Genomic DNA, 15,797 nt, shown 5'->3' on the forward strand with positions numbered 1-15,797 from the left:
TCACCGCTCCCGGCGCGGGCTGCTGCTCCTGTCGGCCGCCATCGTGCTGGCCACGGTGGGCGCGGGCGCGTACGCCTACCACGACCGGAAGCCGGCCCCCGCCGCCGCACCGCCCGCGCCGTCCGCCCCGCCCGTGTCGTCCGCACCGGCCATGTCGTCCGCCTCGTCCGCTCCGGCCCCGGCGGCGTCCGGCGGGCCCGGGGCGGTGATCCCGCTGTCCGTCTTCCCGGAGAAGGTGCAGGGCTACACCCTGGTCGCGGACGCGGCCGACTCGGACTGCACCGGGGCGGACCTGGTGACCCCCACCCTGGCCGGGCTGATCACCCAGGCCCACGGCTGCCTCGGCATCGACCTGGCGCTGTACCGGGACGCCACCGGCAACCAGTACCGGCTGGCGCTGTTCACCATGAAGGACCCGACCACCCTCCCGCACCTGATCAACCAGCTGGCCTTGGACGCCACCCACTACCAGGTCGCGGTCCAGCACCCGCCCCGGGACTCGGGCCTGCGCGAACTGCCGCCCGAGAGCGGCTTCGTGCAGGACTTCGTGAGCTACGGGACCGGCATGCTCATCGGCATGGCCCAGTGGTCCGACGGCCGCACCGGGGACTTCAACGAGTTGGTCAAGCAGCTCAGCCCGCTGACCGACGCCGTCATCCGCAACGTCCCCGTCTGAGCCCCGGGACGGGCGGCCTCGGGTTCTGCCGGGCGGCGGCTCACCCCAACGGGAGGGCGTAGACCGGTTCCTGGCCGAAGGCCGTGAAGCCGGAGCGGCGCAGGATCGGCCCGGAGGTGCGGGGGTTGCCTTTGACCAGGGCCATGCGTGCGCCGTGGGCCGCCGCGTGGGCGAGCCTGGCCCCGAGGACGGCGCGGTAGACGCCGCGGCCCCGCCAGGGCGGGGCGACCACGCCGCCGGTCAGGCGGGCGACGCCGTCGACCAGGGCCACGCCGCCGGTGCCGACGGGTTCGCCGTCGACGTAGGCGACGAGCCGGCCGCCCCGGCCCTCCGCGACGGCCCGCGCGTTCCGGTGCGCCGCGTGCTCCAGTTGCGAGGCGGGCGGGAGGGCGCCGCCGAAGCCGGTGGTCTCGACGAGCGCCCCGTCCCGGACGGTCGGGAAGTCCGTGGCCCAGCGCAGTTCCACCGCCACCTCGGGCGGGCGCAGGTCCGGGGCGCCCGCGGACAGGTCCGCGGCCAGGATCTCCAGGTCGAGTTTGATCCGGCCGCCGCGGGCGGCCAGTTCGTCCCCGAGTCCGGGCGGGCCGCCGAGCAGGACCTGCCAGTCGAGCACCGGCGGTCCGAGCGTCCGGGCCCGGGCGAGGACGGCGTCCACGGCGGCGGGAAGCGGGCCGGTGGGGGTGAAGGAGACGACCGACAGGTCGAAGTTGTAGTAGTCGGGCAGCCGCAGGATCGTGTAGCCGGCGTCCTCGACGACCTCGGCGTCGTCCGGCAGCCACACCCAGGCCGCCCCGGCGGCGGTGACCTCTTCGATCGTCAGACTCATCGGCCCAACCTAACCACCGCCCGGTGGCGGTCCCGGGCGGCGGCCTGAGCTGTTGCAGAACCATGACGGTCCGCGCCCGGCCCGCTCCCGCCCCTTCCGCCCGGCCCGGCCCGCTCCCGCCCGGCCCGGCCCGTTCGCTGCCGCTGCCGCTGTCGGCGGTGCCGGATACCGTCGGTGCGCGGTGGTCGGCCCGCCGGGTGGCAGCCCGGGACCGGGCGGCCCGCGGGGGCTTGAGAGGATCGCCCCGTACCCGACCGATGCCTGCCCCGAGGATTGCGCGATGCCCGTTCCGACCGCCGACCGTCCCGACCTGCAGCGGCCGCCCGCCGAGGTGCGCTTCGCGGAGGAGTTGGCGGTGCTGCGCGAGCGGGACGGGGATCCGCGGCCGCCGGGCTGGGAGTTGAGCCTGCGGGCGGCGCGCAGTTTCGTGGTGGGTGACGAACGGGCCGGGGTGAGCCGGAAGTTCGTCGGGAACGCGGCGCTGGTGGAACGGGCGCTGGTGACGCTGGCGACGAACCGCGGGCTGATGCTGGTGGGCGAGCCGGGGACGGCGAAGTCGCTGCTGTCGGAGCTGATCGCGGCGGCGGTCAGCGGCACGTCCACGCTGACGGTGCAGGGCGGGGCGGCGACCACCGAGGACCAGATCAAGTACGGCTGGAACTACGCGCTGCTGGTCTCGGAGGGCCCGTCGACGCGTTCGCTGGTGCCCGCGCCGATGCTCAAGGGGATGGCGCAGGGCAAGGTGGTCCGGTTCGAGGAGATCACCCGCTGCCCGCTGGAGGTGCAGGACTGCCTGCTCTCGCTGCTGTCCGAACGGGTGCTGGCGGTACCGGAGTTGGACGGTCCGGACGGCATGGTGTTCGCCGTCCCCGGGTTCAACGTGATCGCCACCGCGAACACCCGGGACCGGGGCGTCAACGAGATGAGCGCCGCGCTCAAGCGGCGGTTCAACTTCGAGACGGTCTTCCCGATCGCCGACTTCGCCACCGAAGTGGCCCTGGTGGAGGCCGAGTCGGCGGCGCTGCTGCGCCGTTCGGGCGTCGAGCCGGCCCCGGACCGGGACCTGCTGGAGGTGCTGGTGGCGACCTTCCGGGAGCTGCGCGCGCCGGACGGCGGCAAGGGCCCGTCCTCGGCGGTGCTGAGCACGGCGGAGGCGGTGTCGGTGGCGCACGCGGTCGGCGTGCGCGGCTGGTTCCTGCGCCAGGAGCCGGGCAGCGCCGCGGACCTGGTGACCTGCCTGGCCGGCACCGCGGCCAAGGACAGCCCGGACGACCTGGCCCGGCTGCGCCGCTTCCTGGAGCAGCAGGCCGAGCGCCGCAAGGGCGGCCGCTGGCGCGAACTGTACGACGCCCGGCACCTGTTGGCCGACTGATGGCGGGGACGGCGCAGCGCCCGGAGGCGGTCTTCCTGGGCGTCCGGCACCACTCCCCGGCCTGCGCGGCGCTGGTCGCCCGCACCGTCGCGCGGCTGCGGCCCGCGCACGTGCTGATCGAGGGCCCGGCGGACCTGAACCCGCGGCTGGACGAACTGCTGCTCGGCCACGAACTGCCGGTCGCGGTGTTCAGCCACTACCGGGACGAGGAGCGGACGGCCACCTCCTGGGCGCCGCTGTGCGCGTACTCGCCGGAGTGGGTGGCGCTGACCGAGGGCCGGGCGGCGGGCGCGCAGGTGCGCTTCGTCGACCTGCCCGCCTGGCACCCGGCGTTCACCGACCGGGCCCGCCCGCTGGCGAACCGGTTCGCGGACGCCGAGGCCCGGTACGCGGAGGCCACCGAGCGGCTGTGCCGGGCGTTCGGCACCGACTCGCCGGACACCCTGTGGGACGGCCTGGTCGAACTCCCCGACCCGGCCGGCCTGGCCGAACGGCTGGACGCCTACTTCGCGCTGGTGCGCGGCGACGCGGCCGCCGACGCCGGCGACACCGCCCGCGAGGCGTACATGGCGCGCTGGGTGCGGGCCGCGCTGGCCCGCGGCGACGGACCGGTGCTGGTGGTCACCGGCGGCTTCCACACGCCCGCGCTGCGCACGCTGGTCGCGGCCGGGCCCACTGCGGACGACCCGGCCGCGGACCGCGCGGCTGCGGACAACCCGGCCACCAACAGCGCGGCCGCGGACGACCCGGCGGCGGACGGCTGGCCGGAGGTGCCGCGACCGCCGGAGGGTGCGGTCGGCGGCAGCCACCTGGTGCCGTACTCCTTCGCCCAGTTGGACGCGTTCGGCGGCTACCAGTCCGGCATGCCCTCCCCCGGCTACTACCAACTGCTGTGGGAGCGCGGGCCGCAGGGCGCGGCGGACGGCCTGGTCGAGGAGGTGGTGCGGCGGCTGCGGAAGGAGCGGGTGCCGGTGTCGACGGCCGACCTGATCGCGGCCCGCACCCTGGCCGAGGGCCTGGCGGCGATGCGCGGGCACCGGGTGCGCTCGCGGGCCGACGTGCTGGACGGCCTGGCCTCCGGGCTGGTCGGCGAGGCGCTGGAGCAGCCGCTGCCCTGGCAGGGGCGCGAACGTCCGACCAGCGGCGCCGACCCGCTGGTCCGGGCGCTGGTCGCGGCCGGCACCGGCACCCGGCGCGGCCGGCTGCACCCGGACACGCCCGCGCCGCCGCTGGTCCACGACGTGGCGGCCGAACAGGCCGTCTGCGGCGTCGAACCGGGCCGCCCCGCCACCGCCGACCTGACCACCCCGGACGGCCTGCGCCGCAGCCGCTTCCTGCACCGGCTACGGGTGCTGGGAGTGCCCGGCCACCTCAGGGCGGACGGCCCGACCGGCGGCGGCGACCCGGTCTTCACCGAACGCTGGGAGCCCGACCCGCAGGGCTGGGCGCACCGGCGCGACGCCGCCCTGATCGAGGCCGGGGCGTACGGGGCCCGGCTGCCCGACGCGGCCTCCGTGGCCCTCGCCGGCCGGGCCCGCGACACCGGCACCGACCCGGCCGCCCTCGCCGGGCTGCTGTTCGACGCCGTCCTGTGCGGCGTCAGCACGCTGACCGGCGAACTCCTCGACACGCTCACCGCCCGGCTCGGCGACGTGCCCGAACTCGGCGCGGTGGGCGAGGCGTTGGCCACCACCCTGGACCTGTGGCGGCACGACCGGGTGTACGGCGTCGCCGCCGACCCGCGGCTGGCCGGCCTGGTCGACGCGGCCCTGCACCGCGCCCTGTGGCTGGCCGAGGGCCTGCACGGCGGCACCGGCGTCGACCACGCCCGCCTGCGCGCCGCCACCGCCGTCCGCGACGCCCTCCGCCACGCCGCCCCCGTCCTCACCCTCACCCGCCCGGCCGCCCTCGCCACCGCCACCCGCGTCGCCGCCGACCCCGCCGCACCCCGGACCTGCGCGGCGCCGCCCTCGGCCTGCGCTGGTCCCTGACCGCCGACGGGCCCGGGGCCGAGAGCGCAAGCGCGGACGACCCGGCGACGGCGGTCTCCCCCGACGAAGTCGCCCGGCAGGCCCGGGCGCTGGCGGGCGAGCCGGCCCGGCTCGGCGACTGGCTGTCGGGGCTGTTCGTGCTGGCCCGCGAGCAGTTGACCGGTCCCGCCCTCGACGCCGCCGACGACGCCTCCCTGTTCGACGCCCTGGACGCGATCGTCACCCGGCTGCCGACCGGCGACTTCCTGCGCGGCCTGCCCGCGCTCCGCCAGGCGTTCGGCTACTTCCCGCCCCGCGAACGCGAGCGGATCGCCGAACGCCTGCTGGCCCGCCGCGGCCGCACCGGCTCGGCCCGCGGCCTGCTCCGCACCACCGCCGACCCGTCCCTGCTCGCCCGCGCCGCCGGCCTCGAACTCGCCGTCACCGACCTGCTGACCCGCTACGGCCTGGCCCCGGCCCCGTCCCCGGCCGCGCTCACCCCCTCCCGGCACCCGAAGACACCGGCCCCTCCCCCGCGCCCCCGTCCTCCCCCGCGCCCCCGTCCTCCCCCGCGACCCCGTCCTCCCACCTCCCCGACGAGGGCCTCGAACGCTGGCGCCTGATCCTCGGCGCGCCCGCCGAGCGCTGCACCGGTCCACTCGACGGGCGGGCGGCCGCGCAGGACGCCGCGCTGGAGTGGCTGTACGGGCGCGACCCGGAGGCGGGACGGCGCGGGGTCCGGCGTTCCGGCGGCAGCGGGCGCGGCGGTTCGCGGCGCGGCGGCTCGCGGCACGGGGGCGACGGGCCGTCCGTGGTGACGCCGGTGGACTGGCTGGAGGACGTGCACCGGCTGTTCCCGAAGGAGACCGTGGAGCGGCTGGAGCGGGACGCGGTGGAGCGGTACGGCATCGACGAGATCGTCACCGACCCGGAGGTGCTGTCCCGGGTGGAGCCGAGCCCGGCGCTGCTGCGCGCGGTGCTGCGCACCAAGCACCTGATGAACCCCGAACTCCTCTCTCTGGCCCGCCGGTTGGTGGAGGCGGTGGTGCGCGAGCTGCTGGCGCGGCTGCGTCCGGAGGTGCGCCGGGCGTTCACCGGGGCGCGGGCGCCGGGCCGCAGCCTGGTCCCGCTGGCCCGGAACTTCGACTTCCGGTCCACGGTGCGGGCGAACCTCGCGCACTACCAGCCGGAGCAGCGGCGGCTGCTGATCGAGCGGCCGTACTTCCACTCCCGGACGCGGCGCACCCTGGAGCGGTGGCAACTCGTGCTGCTGGTCGACCAGTCGGGCTCGATGGCCGGGTCGGTGATCCACTCCGCGGTGACGGCGGCCTGCCTGTGGAACCTGCCGGGGCTGCGCACCCACCTGGTGGCGTTCGACACCTCGGTGGTCGACCTGACCGAGGACGTGAGCGACCCGGTGGAGCTGCTGATGCGGGTGCAGCTCGGCGGCGGCACCGACATCGCCCGGGCGGTGGACTACGCGGCCGGGCTGCTGGACAACCCGCGGCGCAGCATCGTGGTCCTGGTGTCGGACTTCTTCGAGGGCGGCGACACCGGCCGGCTGCTGCGCGGGGTGCGGACGCTGGTGGAGCAGGGCAGCACGGTGCTCGGGCTGGCCGCGTTGGACGAGGAGGCGGAACCGGTGTACGACCGCGAACTGGCGGCCCGGCTGGTCGGGTTGGGGGCGCACGTGGGCGCGATGACACCGGGCGCGCTGGCCGCGTTCGTGGCGGAGAAGGTGGGCCGGTGAACGCCCGGGCGGACCTGCTGGCGCTGGACGCCGACACGCTGGCCGCGCTGGCCAACCGCGGCCTGGTGAAGCGGGCGGCCCGCGAACTCGACTCGGGCGCCGGGGCCGCGGTGTCCCTCGACGCGACCGGCGAGGTCACGGCCGCGTTCCCGGACGGCAGCCGGGCGGCCCTGCCCGCCGGGGTCCCGCTGGAGGCGGGGACGTGCAGCTGCCCGGCCCCGGGCGTCTGCCGCCACCTGGTGGGCCTGGTCCTCGCCTATCAGGCCCAGGCCCAGCCGCAATCCGCATCCGAGTCCTCGTCCGAATCCGATTCCGCACCCGGGGCAAAGGCGACCGTCCCGCCTCCGGAGCCCGAACTCCCCTGGTCTCCGGCCGAGTTCGACGACGCGGCGCTGCTGGCGGCGTTCGGCCGCCCGGCCCTCGCGGCGGCCCGGCGGGCCTGGGAGCGGGGGGTGCGGGTGACGGTGCAGCGGATGGACGCCGCGCACCCGGCACCGTCGGTGGAGCTGCCCAGCTGCACCGTCCGCTTCCCCGTCCCGCGCAGCCTGAACTTCGCGCTGAGCGGGGCGACCGCGGCCCGGCACGGCGAGCTGGTGACGCTGGCGGTGTGGGCGTTCCGGGCGGCGGACGAGGACGGCACGCCGTCCGGTTCGGCACGCACCGCGGGCGGCCCGAAGCAGGCGGATGCCGGAACGGCGGCGGCGACGGCGGACCGGGCGCAGCCGGCTCCCGCAACGGCGACGGCTGCGGCGACAGCAACGGCTGCGGTGGCGGCGCTCACCGAGGAGCTGCTGCGCACCGGCACGGCCCGGACGAGTCCGGTCCTGCTGGCCCAACTGTCCCGGGTGGAGGCCGAGTTGACGGCGGCGTCGGCGCACTGGCCGGCCGCCGCGGCGGCCGAGCTGCGGGTGCAGCTGGCGGCGTACGCGGACCGGGACACCCGGCACGACCCGGACCGGGTGGCCGAGTTGCTGGTGGAGCTGCGGGCCCGGTTGCGGGCGGCGGACCGGGCGTTGGCGCTGGGCACCGGGGAGAGCGCGGTCACCCAGCTGCGCCGGACCCGGCTGGTCGCGCTGGGCTGCCGGGTGTCGGCCGGCCGGGGCGGGGCGGAGCGGTGCACGGAGCTCTACCTGGCGCAGCCGGACGCCGGGATCGCCCTGGTGCTGCGCAAGCAGTGGGCGGTGCCGGAGGGACGGCCGGGCACGGGCGCGGAGTTGGCGGGGCGGCGGCTGCTCGGGCACTCGGTGCGGGCGCTGGCCGGGTCGAACCTGGTCAGCGAGTCGGTCTCGCGCAGCGCGGGCCGGGCCGTGACGGTGGAGCGGGGCCGGATCGCCTCGACCAGCGTCACGCCGCTCGGCGACGCCTGGGCGTCGCTGCCCGCGCCGCTGCTGCTGCACGACGCGGCGGCCCGGCTGCGGGCGCTGGGCGGGCGTCCGCCGCGGCCGGTGCGGCCCCGGATCGAGGCGGAGAACGCGCACGTGCTGGCCGTGGCGGAGGTCGGCCCGCTGGGCTACGACCCGGCCCGGCAGCGGCTGGAGGCCGTCCTGCGGGACGCGGCGGGCACGGAGGTGCGGCTCTCCGCCGAGCACGACGTGCTCTGCCCGGGCCGGATCGACGCCCTGGCGGCGGCCCTGGAGTCCGGCACGGTGACGCACGTCAGCGGCCTGCTGCGGCCGGAGGCGGGCCGTCCCGTCCTCGACCCGCTGGCGGTGCGCACGGCCGCCGGGCTGGTCCACCCGGACCTGGCGGCCGAGACCGACCCGCACCCGTTCACCGCCCTGCCCCCGGCCGCCGCCGACCCGCTGGCCGCGGCCCTGACCGCCGCCCGCACCGCGCTCGCCGAACTCGCCCGCACCGGCCTGGACGCTGCCCTCCCGCACCAACTGGCCCCGGCCGCGGCCGCTCTGCGCCGCACCGGCCTGCGCACCGCCGCCGCCCTGCTGGACGCCCTGGCCGCCGACCCGTCCCCCGACCGCTGGACGGACGCGGCGCTCCACCTGCTCACCGCCCTCGACCTGCACCGGGAGGAGGCCCGGCCCTGAGCACCCCGGCCGCGGGCCGAGTCTGAGTGCCGGTCAGTACCGGACGGTGGCCGGGGCGGCGCAGCGGGTGGCGCCGTCGTCGACGAAGTGGCCGACCTCGACCCGGTAGGCGCCGCTGTCGGCGGCGTACCCGGTGAAGCCCACCGTCAGCAGGCTGGGGTGGCCGTCGACGGTCCGGGTGAAGCACAGGCCGCCGTCCGGTTCGTCCGGGTCGGGCTGGTGGTGCCAGCCGTCGGCGAGGGCGGCGGTGCGGTAGAACTCCCGCACCTGCTCGCGCGGGCCGGCGCCGGTGTAGCTGCCGGCGGCGTACGCCCAGGGGACGCCGGAGTGGTCGGTGAAGCAGCCGGACTCGGTGACCGGGCCGCTCCGCCCGTCCCGGTCGGGGCTCCCGGGGGCGGGGGCGGCGCCGGCGGGCAGGTCCAGGGCGGTCATCGCGGTCTCCATGCTGCGCACCCGGTCGCCGGTGCCCCGGCAGCCGCGTCCCGGCGCGGACTCGTCGAGGACCCCGAACGCGTACCCGCCCGCCGCCACGGCGCCGATCACCGTCACCGCGCCCCACCGCACGACCCGCTTCACCGCTCGGCTCCCCTCCCCCGCGCCCGTCCGGATGATCATCGGCGCGGAGGTCCGGAGCCTACCGGAAGCCGCCGGGCGGCCGGTGCGCGAGGAGCCGCGGGGAGCTTCGGGGAGCCGCGAGGAGCCGCGGGGAAAAGCGGAAAACTTTTCCGGTTCCGGTGTCGATCCGGGTCCGCGCCGTTCGACCTTGGGATAGAAGGGGTCGTGAGAAGGCCCCCCGAGCGAGGAGAACGACGATGGCGAAGTACATGCTGATCATGCGGGCGACGGACGAGACCATGGCCAAGATGGGGGAGACGCCGTTCGAGGAGATGCTCGAGACGGTGGGCCGGTTCAACGAGCAGCTGATCCGGGCGGGCGTGCTGGTGGCCGCCGAGGGGCTGGACGACCCGTCGCAGGGCGTGGTGGTGGACTACGACGGCGAGGTGCCGGTGGTCACCGACGGTCCGTACGGGGAGACCAAGGAGCTGTTCGGCGGCTTCTACCTGATCGACGTGGCCTCGAAGGAGGAGGCCGTGGAGTGGGCGAAGCGGCTGCCCGCGATGCCGGGGGCGAAGTGCGAGGTGCGCCGGGTGCCGAGCATCGACGAGTTCCCGCAGGACAACGAGTGGGTCGCCATGGAGCGGGCCTGGCGCGAGCGGACCGGCCAGCTCTGATGCCCTCCACCCACGACGGCCCGCCGCCGGCCGGCGCCGACCCGGCCGGGCCCGGCTCCGAGGGCCCGCCGGTGACGGAGTCGGCCCGGCGGGCCGTCGCCGCGGTCTGGCGGATCGAGTCCGCCCGGGTGGTGGGCGCGCTGGCCCGCTGGGGCGGGGACTTCGCGCTGGCCGAGGACGTCGCGCAGGAGGCGCTCGCCGAGGCGCTGGTGGCCTGGTCGCGCGACGGCGTGCCCGCCGAGCCGGTGGGCTGGCTGCTGACGGCCGCGCGGCGGCGGGCGATCGACGCCTTCCGCCGCCGCGCGGCGCTGGACCGGCGCTACGCCCTGCTGGCGGGCCCGCTCGCCGAGGGCGAGGCGCACGCGGGGGCGGCGCCCGGCGGCGGGCGGGCGGACGACCTGCCGTGGGACCCGGACCGGATCGACGACGACGTGCTGGCGCTGGTGTTCACCGCCTGCCACCCGGTGCTCGCGCCGGAGGCCCGGGTGGCGCTGACGCTGCGGGTGGTGAGCGGCCTGTCCAGCGAGGAGATCGCCCGGGCGTTCCTGGTGCCGGTGCCGACCGTGCAGGCCCGGATCACCCGGGCGAAGAAGACGATCGCCGCGGCCCGCGTCCCGTTCGGGCTGCCGCCCGCCGAGCAGCGGCGCGAGCGGCTGGGCGCGGTGCTGAGCGTGCTGTACGTGGTGTTCACGGAGGGGTCGACCGCGACGGCGGGCGAGGACCTGCTGCGCCCGGACCTCGCCTACGAGGCGCTCCGGCTGGCCCGGACGCTGGCGGCCCTGCTGCCGGGCGAGGGCGAACCGCAGGGCCTGCTGGCGCTGTTCGAGCTGACGGCGGCCCGTTTCCCGGCCCGGACCGGGCCGGACGGGGAGGCGGTGCTGCTGGAGGACCAGGACCGCACCCGCTGGGACCGCCCCGCGATCCGGCGCGGGCTGGCGGCGCTCGGCCGGGCCGCGACGGCCGGGCGGGGCCTGGGCCCGTACGGGCTGCAGGCGTCGATCGCGGCCTGCCACGCGGTGGCGCCGTCGGTGGCGGAGACCGACTGGGAGCGGATCGTGCTGCTCTACGAGGCGCTCGGCCGGGTGGCGCCGTCCCCGGTGGTCAAGCTGAACCGGGCGGTGGCCGTCGCCATGGCGAGCGGCCCGGCCGAGGCGCTGGCCCTCGTGGACGAGCTGCTCGCCGCCGACCGCCTGCCCGGCTCGCACCTGCTGCCGGGCGTCCGCGGCGAACTGCTCACCCGCCTGGGCCGCACCGCCGAGGCCCGCACCGAGCTCGAACTCGCCGCCCGCCTGTGCCGCAACGCCCGCGAGCGGGCCGTGCTGCTGCGCAAGGCGGCGGCGCTGGAAGCCCCCTGACGGACCGTCAGCAACCAATCGAGAGAACTCGACCGGTTCCTGACGGACCGTCAGTGCCCCAGCGGTACCGTCCAGTTGAGGACGGTGCCGCCGGTCGGCGGATTGGTGACGGCGAGGGTGCCGCCGAGGGCGCGGGCGCGTTCCTCGAGGTTGCGCAGGCCGCTGCGGCGGCCCTGGGCGGGGATGCCGACGCCGTCGTCCTGGACGGTGAGGGCGACGTGGCCGCCGACCGCCTGCAGGGCGACCTCGACCCGGCCGGCCTTCGCGTGCCGGGCGGCGTTGCTGAGCGCCTCGCCGAGGACGGCGACCAGGTGGTCGGCGACGGCGGGCGGCACGTCGGTGTCGAGCAGGCCCTCCATGCTGAGGCGGGGTGCGAAGCCGAGGGTGGCCTGCGCCTCCTCGACCACGTGCACGGCCCGGGCCCGCAGGCCCTGTCCGGCACCGGCCTCGCGGACCCGCAGCCCGAAGATCGTCGAGCGGATGATCTTGATGGTCTCGTCCAGGTCGCCGACCGCCCGCAGCACCCGGTCGGACGCCCCGGGGTGGTCGATGAACCGGGACGCGCTCTGCAGCGTCATGCCGGTGGCGAACAGCCGCTGGATGGCCAGGTCGTGCAGGTCCCGGGCGATCCGGTCGCGGTCCTCCAGGACGGCCAACTGCTCGGCGTCGCGCCGCCGTTCGGCCAGTTCCAGGGCGAGCGCGGCCTGGTCGGCGAAGCCCAGCAGCGGGTCGATCTCGCGCTCGGTGAACTCCGGCTCGCCGCTGCCGCGCACCAGCAGCAGCACCCCCTCGGTGTGGCCCTCGGCCCGCCCCAGCGGCACCGCGACGGCCGGGCCCATGCCCGCGAACCGGGGCACGCAGCCGGGGAAGCGCGGGTCCCGCGCCAGGTCGTGCGAGGTCACCGGGAAGCCGGTGGCGCAGGCCGCGCCGGAGATCGTGCCCGCCGCCCGCACCTCCACGCCGACCCGCCCGTCGACGTTCCCGCCGAAGGCCAGCTCGACCCGCAGGGCGGCGCCGCCGGGCAGTGCGGTCAGCACGTCGGCCAGTTGCGCGCCGGAGATGTCGCAGGCCCGCTGGGCGATCAACTCCACCACCTGGGTGCGCGAACTGCCGGACAGCAGGCGGCGGTTGATCTCGGCGGTGGCGGTCAGCCAGCGCTGCCGGCGCTGCGCCTCCTCGTACAGCCGGGCGTTGTCGATGGCCACGCCGGCGGCGACCGCGAGGGTGGCGATCACCGACTCGTCGTCGTCGTCGAACCCGGTCGCGCCGCGCTTGTCGGTCAGGTAGATGTTGCCGAACACCTCGTCGCGCACCCGCACCGGCAGGCCGAGGAAGGTCCGCATCTCGGGGTGGTGGGCGGGGCAGCCGGTGGACGCCGGGTGCGACGTGAGGTCCTCCAGGCGCAGCGGCTGCGGGTGCCGGATGAGTTCGCCGAGCAGGCCCTTGCCGGTCGGGTAGGGGCCGATCCGGGCGATCTCCTCCTCGGTCAGGCCGACGGTGATGAACTGCGAGAGGGTGTCGCCGTCCGGGCCGATGATGCCGAGCGCCGCGTACTCGGCGTCGGCGAGGACGGCCGCGGCCTCCACGATCCGGCGCAGCACCTGGGTCAGCTCCAGCTCCCGGCCGACCGACAGCACGGCCTCCAGCAGGCTGTGCACCCGGTCCCGGGTGCCCCGGGCCACGTCGATCCGGGCCTGCAGCTCGGCCAGCAGCTCGTCCAGCCTCAGCTGCGGGATCCGCGACCGCGGTTCCTCCTCGCGCACCGCGCTCCTCCTCGTCCGTGGCTCCGCCGCGCACCGATTCTCGCAGACGCCCGCGACCGGGCGGACCGACGGGGTGGGCCCGCGGCAGGGCCCGCCGGCCCGGGAACCGGCAGGTCACACGGCAGGTCGCGGCCGGCGGGGTGGCGGCGCTCAGCGCCCGGCGGTGCGCAGCACGAGCGCGGCGAGCGCCTCGGGGGCGCCGGGCTGGAGGCGGACGCCGGGGAAGGCGTTGACGTCGACGGCTACCGGCCCGTCCGGGCCCGGCAGCAGGTCGACGCCGTACACCTGGAGTCCGAACGCCGTCCCGGCGGCCAGCGCGATCCGCCGCTCCTGCGGGTCGGGCGCCCAGGGACGGCGCTCCGGGCCGCCGGGCTCCAGTTCGGAGCGGCGCTGCTCGGCGAAGACCTGCCCGCCGACCACCCACACCTTGCGGTCCCAGCCGTCGCCGGCCACCGGCCGCTGCAGCAGCACCGGTTCGTCCGGCCACGCCCGCGCGAGCGCGTGCCACTGCGCGGGGGTGTCGGCGCGGGCCACCAGGTCGTCCTTGCGGCTGTACCGGCTCTTCACCACCACCGGCCCGGGCCAGCCGAGTGCGGCCAGGACGCCGCCGCCCAGGGTGGGGGCGAACGGCAGTCCGGCGGCCCGGGCGGTGCGCTCCATCCAGTCCCGGTCCTGACAACGGGCGGTGACGGCGGCGGAGTTGAGCACCGGCGTGCCCGCCCGCCCGTACGCCTCGGCCCGGCGCAGCGACCGGGCGTCGCGGGCCTTGAGCAGCACCACGTCGGCCGGCTCGTCCGGACCGGCCGTCAGGTGCCCGTCCCGTTCCAGCAGGCGCAGTGCCCCGGCGAGCAGCGGGTGGCCGGGTTCGCGGGCGACCAGGGCGATCCGCAGCGGCCGGGGCGGCGTCACCGGGCGGCCCGGGCGTCGGGGACCCCGGCGTCGGTGAGCAGCGGGCCCGCGCCGGGGGTCGGCCAGGAGGAGCCGCTGCGGGCGAGCCGGACCACGGCGTCGGCCACCCGCTCGACGGCGCGCGGCACCTGGCGGAAGCTCGGGAAGTCGTTGATGTCGACGACCACCGGCCCGTCCGGGCCGACCAGCACGTCCAGCCCGTACAGGTCGAGGCCGAACACCTCGCCGACCTGCGCGGCCAGCGCGGCGACCTCGCGCGGCAGCGGGACGGGGCGCTCCACGGCGGGGTGGTGCGGGTGCAGCGGCGAGGTGCGCCGGGTGGCGAAGAACTCGCCGCCCGCGCAGTACACCTTCAGGTCGCAGCCGTCGTTGGGCACGTACGGCTGGGCGATCAGCAGGCCGCCGTCCGCGGGCGCGGCCAACTCGGCGAGCTGATCGGGCCGTTCGACCAGGTGGACGGCGCGCCCCGAGGACCCGTCGGCGGGCTTGACGACCAGCGGGTAGCGGTCCGCGTCCACCGCGGCGAACGCGGCCGGATCGGCGGCGGCCCAGGTCCGGGGCATCGGCAGGCCGTGCAGCGCGGCGACCACCGCGGTCTGCGCCTTGTCGCGGACCGGGCGGATCGCCCGGGCGTCGTTGACGGTGGTCAGGCCGGCCGCGGCGGCGGACTCCAGCAGGCCCAGGCCCGGGCCGCCGGAGACGGTCTTGAGCACCCACGCGTCGTGCGCGCCGGTGCGCACCAGCTCGGCGAGGTCGAGCAGGTCGGCGCCGGGCCGCAGCACGTCCACCCGGTGGCCGGTGGCCCGCAGGTGCTCGACCACGGCCAGCGGCATCCCGTCGTTGCGGTAGTGCTCCTCGACCAGGAAGCAGAACCTCATGTGCCCCCACCCCTTTTCCCACTGATCCCCTGCGCCCCCGTCGGTCTCCCCCGGGGCGAATCGCATCCGCCCACCCTGCCATGGATCATCCGCCGCATTTCACCCAGGGTGTCCGGGAACGGAAACAGCCGCGTCACAGCTGCACCGCCGAGGGGCTGGAACCGACTTCCCTGGGCATGACGTTCACATGACGCCCCCTTGGCAGACCCTTTGGCAGACCCTTTGACCGGCAGACCCCTTGAGGAGGACCGTGTGCCCCCGCAGCTGCGCCCGCACGCCCGGCACGACCTGACCGGCCGTCCCGCCCCGGCCCGACTGGCCTACCCGGCGGACGACGTCCTGGTGGTCTCCGGGCTGCCCGGCAGCGGCAAGAGCACCCTGATGCGGCGCTGCGCCCGCGCCCGGGTGATCGACTCCCAGCACACCCGGGCCCGGTTCGCCCGCGCCCTGCCCGGCGTCCCGTACGCGCTGTACCGGCCGCTGGTCCGGCTCGCCCACTACCTGCGGCTGCGCGCGGCGGTACGGGCCGGCGGCCCGCTGGTCGTCCACGACTGCGGCACCCTGCCCTGGGTCCGCCGCGCCCTGGCCCGCGCCACCGCCCGGCAGGGCCGCCGCCTGCACCTGCTGCTGCTCGACGCCACCCCCGCGCAGGCCGCCGACGGCCAGCGCCGCCGCGGCCGCCGGGTCTCCCGGTACGCCTTCGCCCGCCACCGCCGCTCCGCCGCCACCCTGCGCGCCCTGGTCACCGCCGCCGGCCCGCTGCCCCCCGGCGTCGCCTCCGCCGTCCTGCTCCCCCGCGCCGCCGCCCCCCGCCTCACCGCCATCGAGTTCACCCCCGCCCCGGCCCCCGCTCCCGTCCCCGTCGCCGTCCCCGTCCAGGCCCGGGTCACCGACTGCGCCGCCCGCACCACCTGACGGCGCCTCCGCCACTCCGCCCCGGCCCCACGCCCCGCCTGACGGCGCCTCACCCCGCCCACTGCGGACCGCTGCCGCCCGTCCCGGCCCCGCGCAGCGGGTTGCGGCG

General features: G+C 77.2%; 14 protein-coding genes. 9 read left to right on the top strand and 5 right to left on the bottom strand.

Going from position 1 to position 15,797, the window contains the following annotated elements; all coding sequences use genetic code 11:
- Positions 1-43: 43 nt before the first annotated feature.
- The gene (locus OU787_RS01780; protein WP_268658275.1) at positions 44-676 is read left to right on the top strand and encodes a hypothetical protein; all 633 of its coding nucleotides are present in this window, start codon (positions 44-46) and stop codon (positions 674-676) included.
- Positions 677-716: 40 nt separating this feature from the next.
- On the opposite strand, the gene OU787_RS01785 is transcribed toward OU787_RS01780, so the two are convergent.
- Positions 717-1,502 carry a GNAT family N-acetyltransferase gene (locus OU787_RS01785; RefSeq protein ID WP_268658276.1) on the bottom strand — a complete coding sequence of 262 codons (786 nt, stop codon included), beginning with the start codon at positions 1,500-1,502 and terminating at the stop codon, positions 717-719.
- A gap of 280 nt (positions 1,503-1,782) precedes the next feature.
- Between OU787_RS01785 and OU787_RS01790 the strand changes: the two genes are divergently transcribed.
- From OU787_RS01790 to OU787_RS01810, 5 genes are all read left to right on the top strand, one after another.
- The gene (locus OU787_RS01790; RefSeq protein ID WP_030463336.1) at positions 1,783-2,874 is read left to right on the top strand and encodes an AAA family ATPase; all 1,092 of its coding nucleotides are present in this window, start codon (positions 1,783-1,785) and stop codon (positions 2,872-2,874) included.
- On the top strand, positions 2,874-4,865 hold the full coding sequence (locus OU787_RS01795; RefSeq protein ID WP_268658277.1) for a DUF5682 family protein: 1,992 nt from the start codon (positions 2,874-2,876) through the stop codon (positions 4,863-4,865). Before OU787_RS01790 ends, OU787_RS01795 begins: the two co-directional genes overlap by 1 nt.
- A 137-nt stretch (positions 4,866-5,002) precedes the next feature.
- The gene (locus OU787_RS01800; protein ID WP_268658278.1) at positions 5,003-5,467 is read left to right on the top strand and encodes a DUF5682 family protein; all 465 of its coding nucleotides are present in this window, start codon (positions 5,003-5,005) and stop codon (positions 5,465-5,467) included.
- Positions 5,468-5,667: 200 nt separating this feature from the next.
- The gene (locus OU787_RS01805) at positions 5,668-6,594 is read left to right on the top strand and encodes a VWA domain-containing protein (protein WP_268658279.1); all 927 of its coding nucleotides are present in this window, start codon (positions 5,668-5,670) and stop codon (positions 6,592-6,594) included.
- Complete coding sequence (locus OU787_RS01810; RefSeq protein ID WP_268658280.1) at positions 6,591-8,636, top strand: hypothetical protein; 2,046 nt, start codon at positions 6,591-6,593, stop codon at positions 8,634-8,636. Before OU787_RS01805 ends, OU787_RS01810 begins: the two co-directional genes overlap by 4 nt.
- Before the next feature lie 33 nt (positions 8,637-8,669).
- On the opposite strand, the gene OU787_RS01815 is transcribed toward OU787_RS01810, so the two are convergent.
- Positions 8,670-9,212: a hypothetical protein gene (locus OU787_RS01815; RefSeq protein WP_268658281.1), complete on the bottom strand. Its 543-nt coding sequence runs from the start codon at positions 9,210-9,212 to the stop codon at positions 8,670-8,672.
- A 236-nt stretch (positions 9,213-9,448) separates the two neighbouring features.
- On the opposite strand from OU787_RS01815, the gene OU787_RS01820 reads away from it, so the two are divergent.
- Both OU787_RS01820 and OU787_RS01825 read left to right on the top strand, forming a co-directional pair.
- Positions 9,449-9,868 (top strand): YciI family protein, encoded by a 420-nt coding sequence (locus OU787_RS01820; protein ID WP_030464190.1) that lies wholly within the window; start codon positions 9,449-9,451, stop codon positions 9,866-9,868.
- Positions 9,868-11,223 (top strand): RNA polymerase sigma factor, encoded by a 1,356-nt coding sequence (locus OU787_RS01825; RefSeq protein WP_442788409.1) that lies wholly within the window; start codon positions 9,868-9,870, stop codon positions 11,221-11,223. The genes OU787_RS01820 and OU787_RS01825 overlap by 1 nt, the downstream gene beginning before the upstream one ends.
- 50 nt (positions 11,224-11,273) lie before the next feature.
- Here the strand turns inward: OU787_RS01825 and OU787_RS01830 are convergent, their stop codons facing one another.
- The 3 genes from OU787_RS01830 to OU787_RS01840 form a co-directional block, all read right to left on the bottom strand.
- On the bottom strand, positions 11,274-12,986 hold the full coding sequence (locus OU787_RS01830) for a sensor histidine kinase (RefSeq protein ID WP_268658282.1): 1,713 nt from the start codon (positions 12,984-12,986) through the stop codon (positions 11,274-11,276).
- Between the two features lie 150 nt (positions 12,987-13,136).
- Positions 13,137-13,895, bottom strand: coding sequence for an ATP-grasp domain-containing protein (locus OU787_RS01835; RefSeq protein ID WP_268658283.1), 759 nt, complete (start codon positions 13,893-13,895; stop codon positions 13,137-13,139).
- Positions 13,892-14,773 (bottom strand): ATP-grasp domain-containing protein, encoded by an 882-nt coding sequence (locus OU787_RS01840; protein WP_268658284.1) that lies wholly within the window; start codon positions 14,771-14,773, stop codon positions 13,892-13,894. The genes OU787_RS01835 and OU787_RS01840 overlap by 4 nt, the downstream gene beginning before the upstream one ends.
- Before the next feature lie 252 nt (positions 14,774-15,025).
- Between OU787_RS01840 and OU787_RS01845 the strand changes: the two genes are divergently transcribed.
- Entirely contained in the window at positions 15,026-15,688 is a 663-nt protein-coding gene (locus tag OU787_RS01845; RefSeq protein ID WP_268658285.1) for an AAA family ATPase, read from the top strand.
- Positions 15,689-15,797 lie beyond the last annotated feature (109 nt).

Source organism: Kitasatospora sp. YST-16 (genome assembly GCF_026802215.1).
GTDB lineage: Bacteria > Actinomycetota > Actinomycetes > Streptomycetales > Streptomycetaceae > Kitasatospora > Kitasatospora cineracea.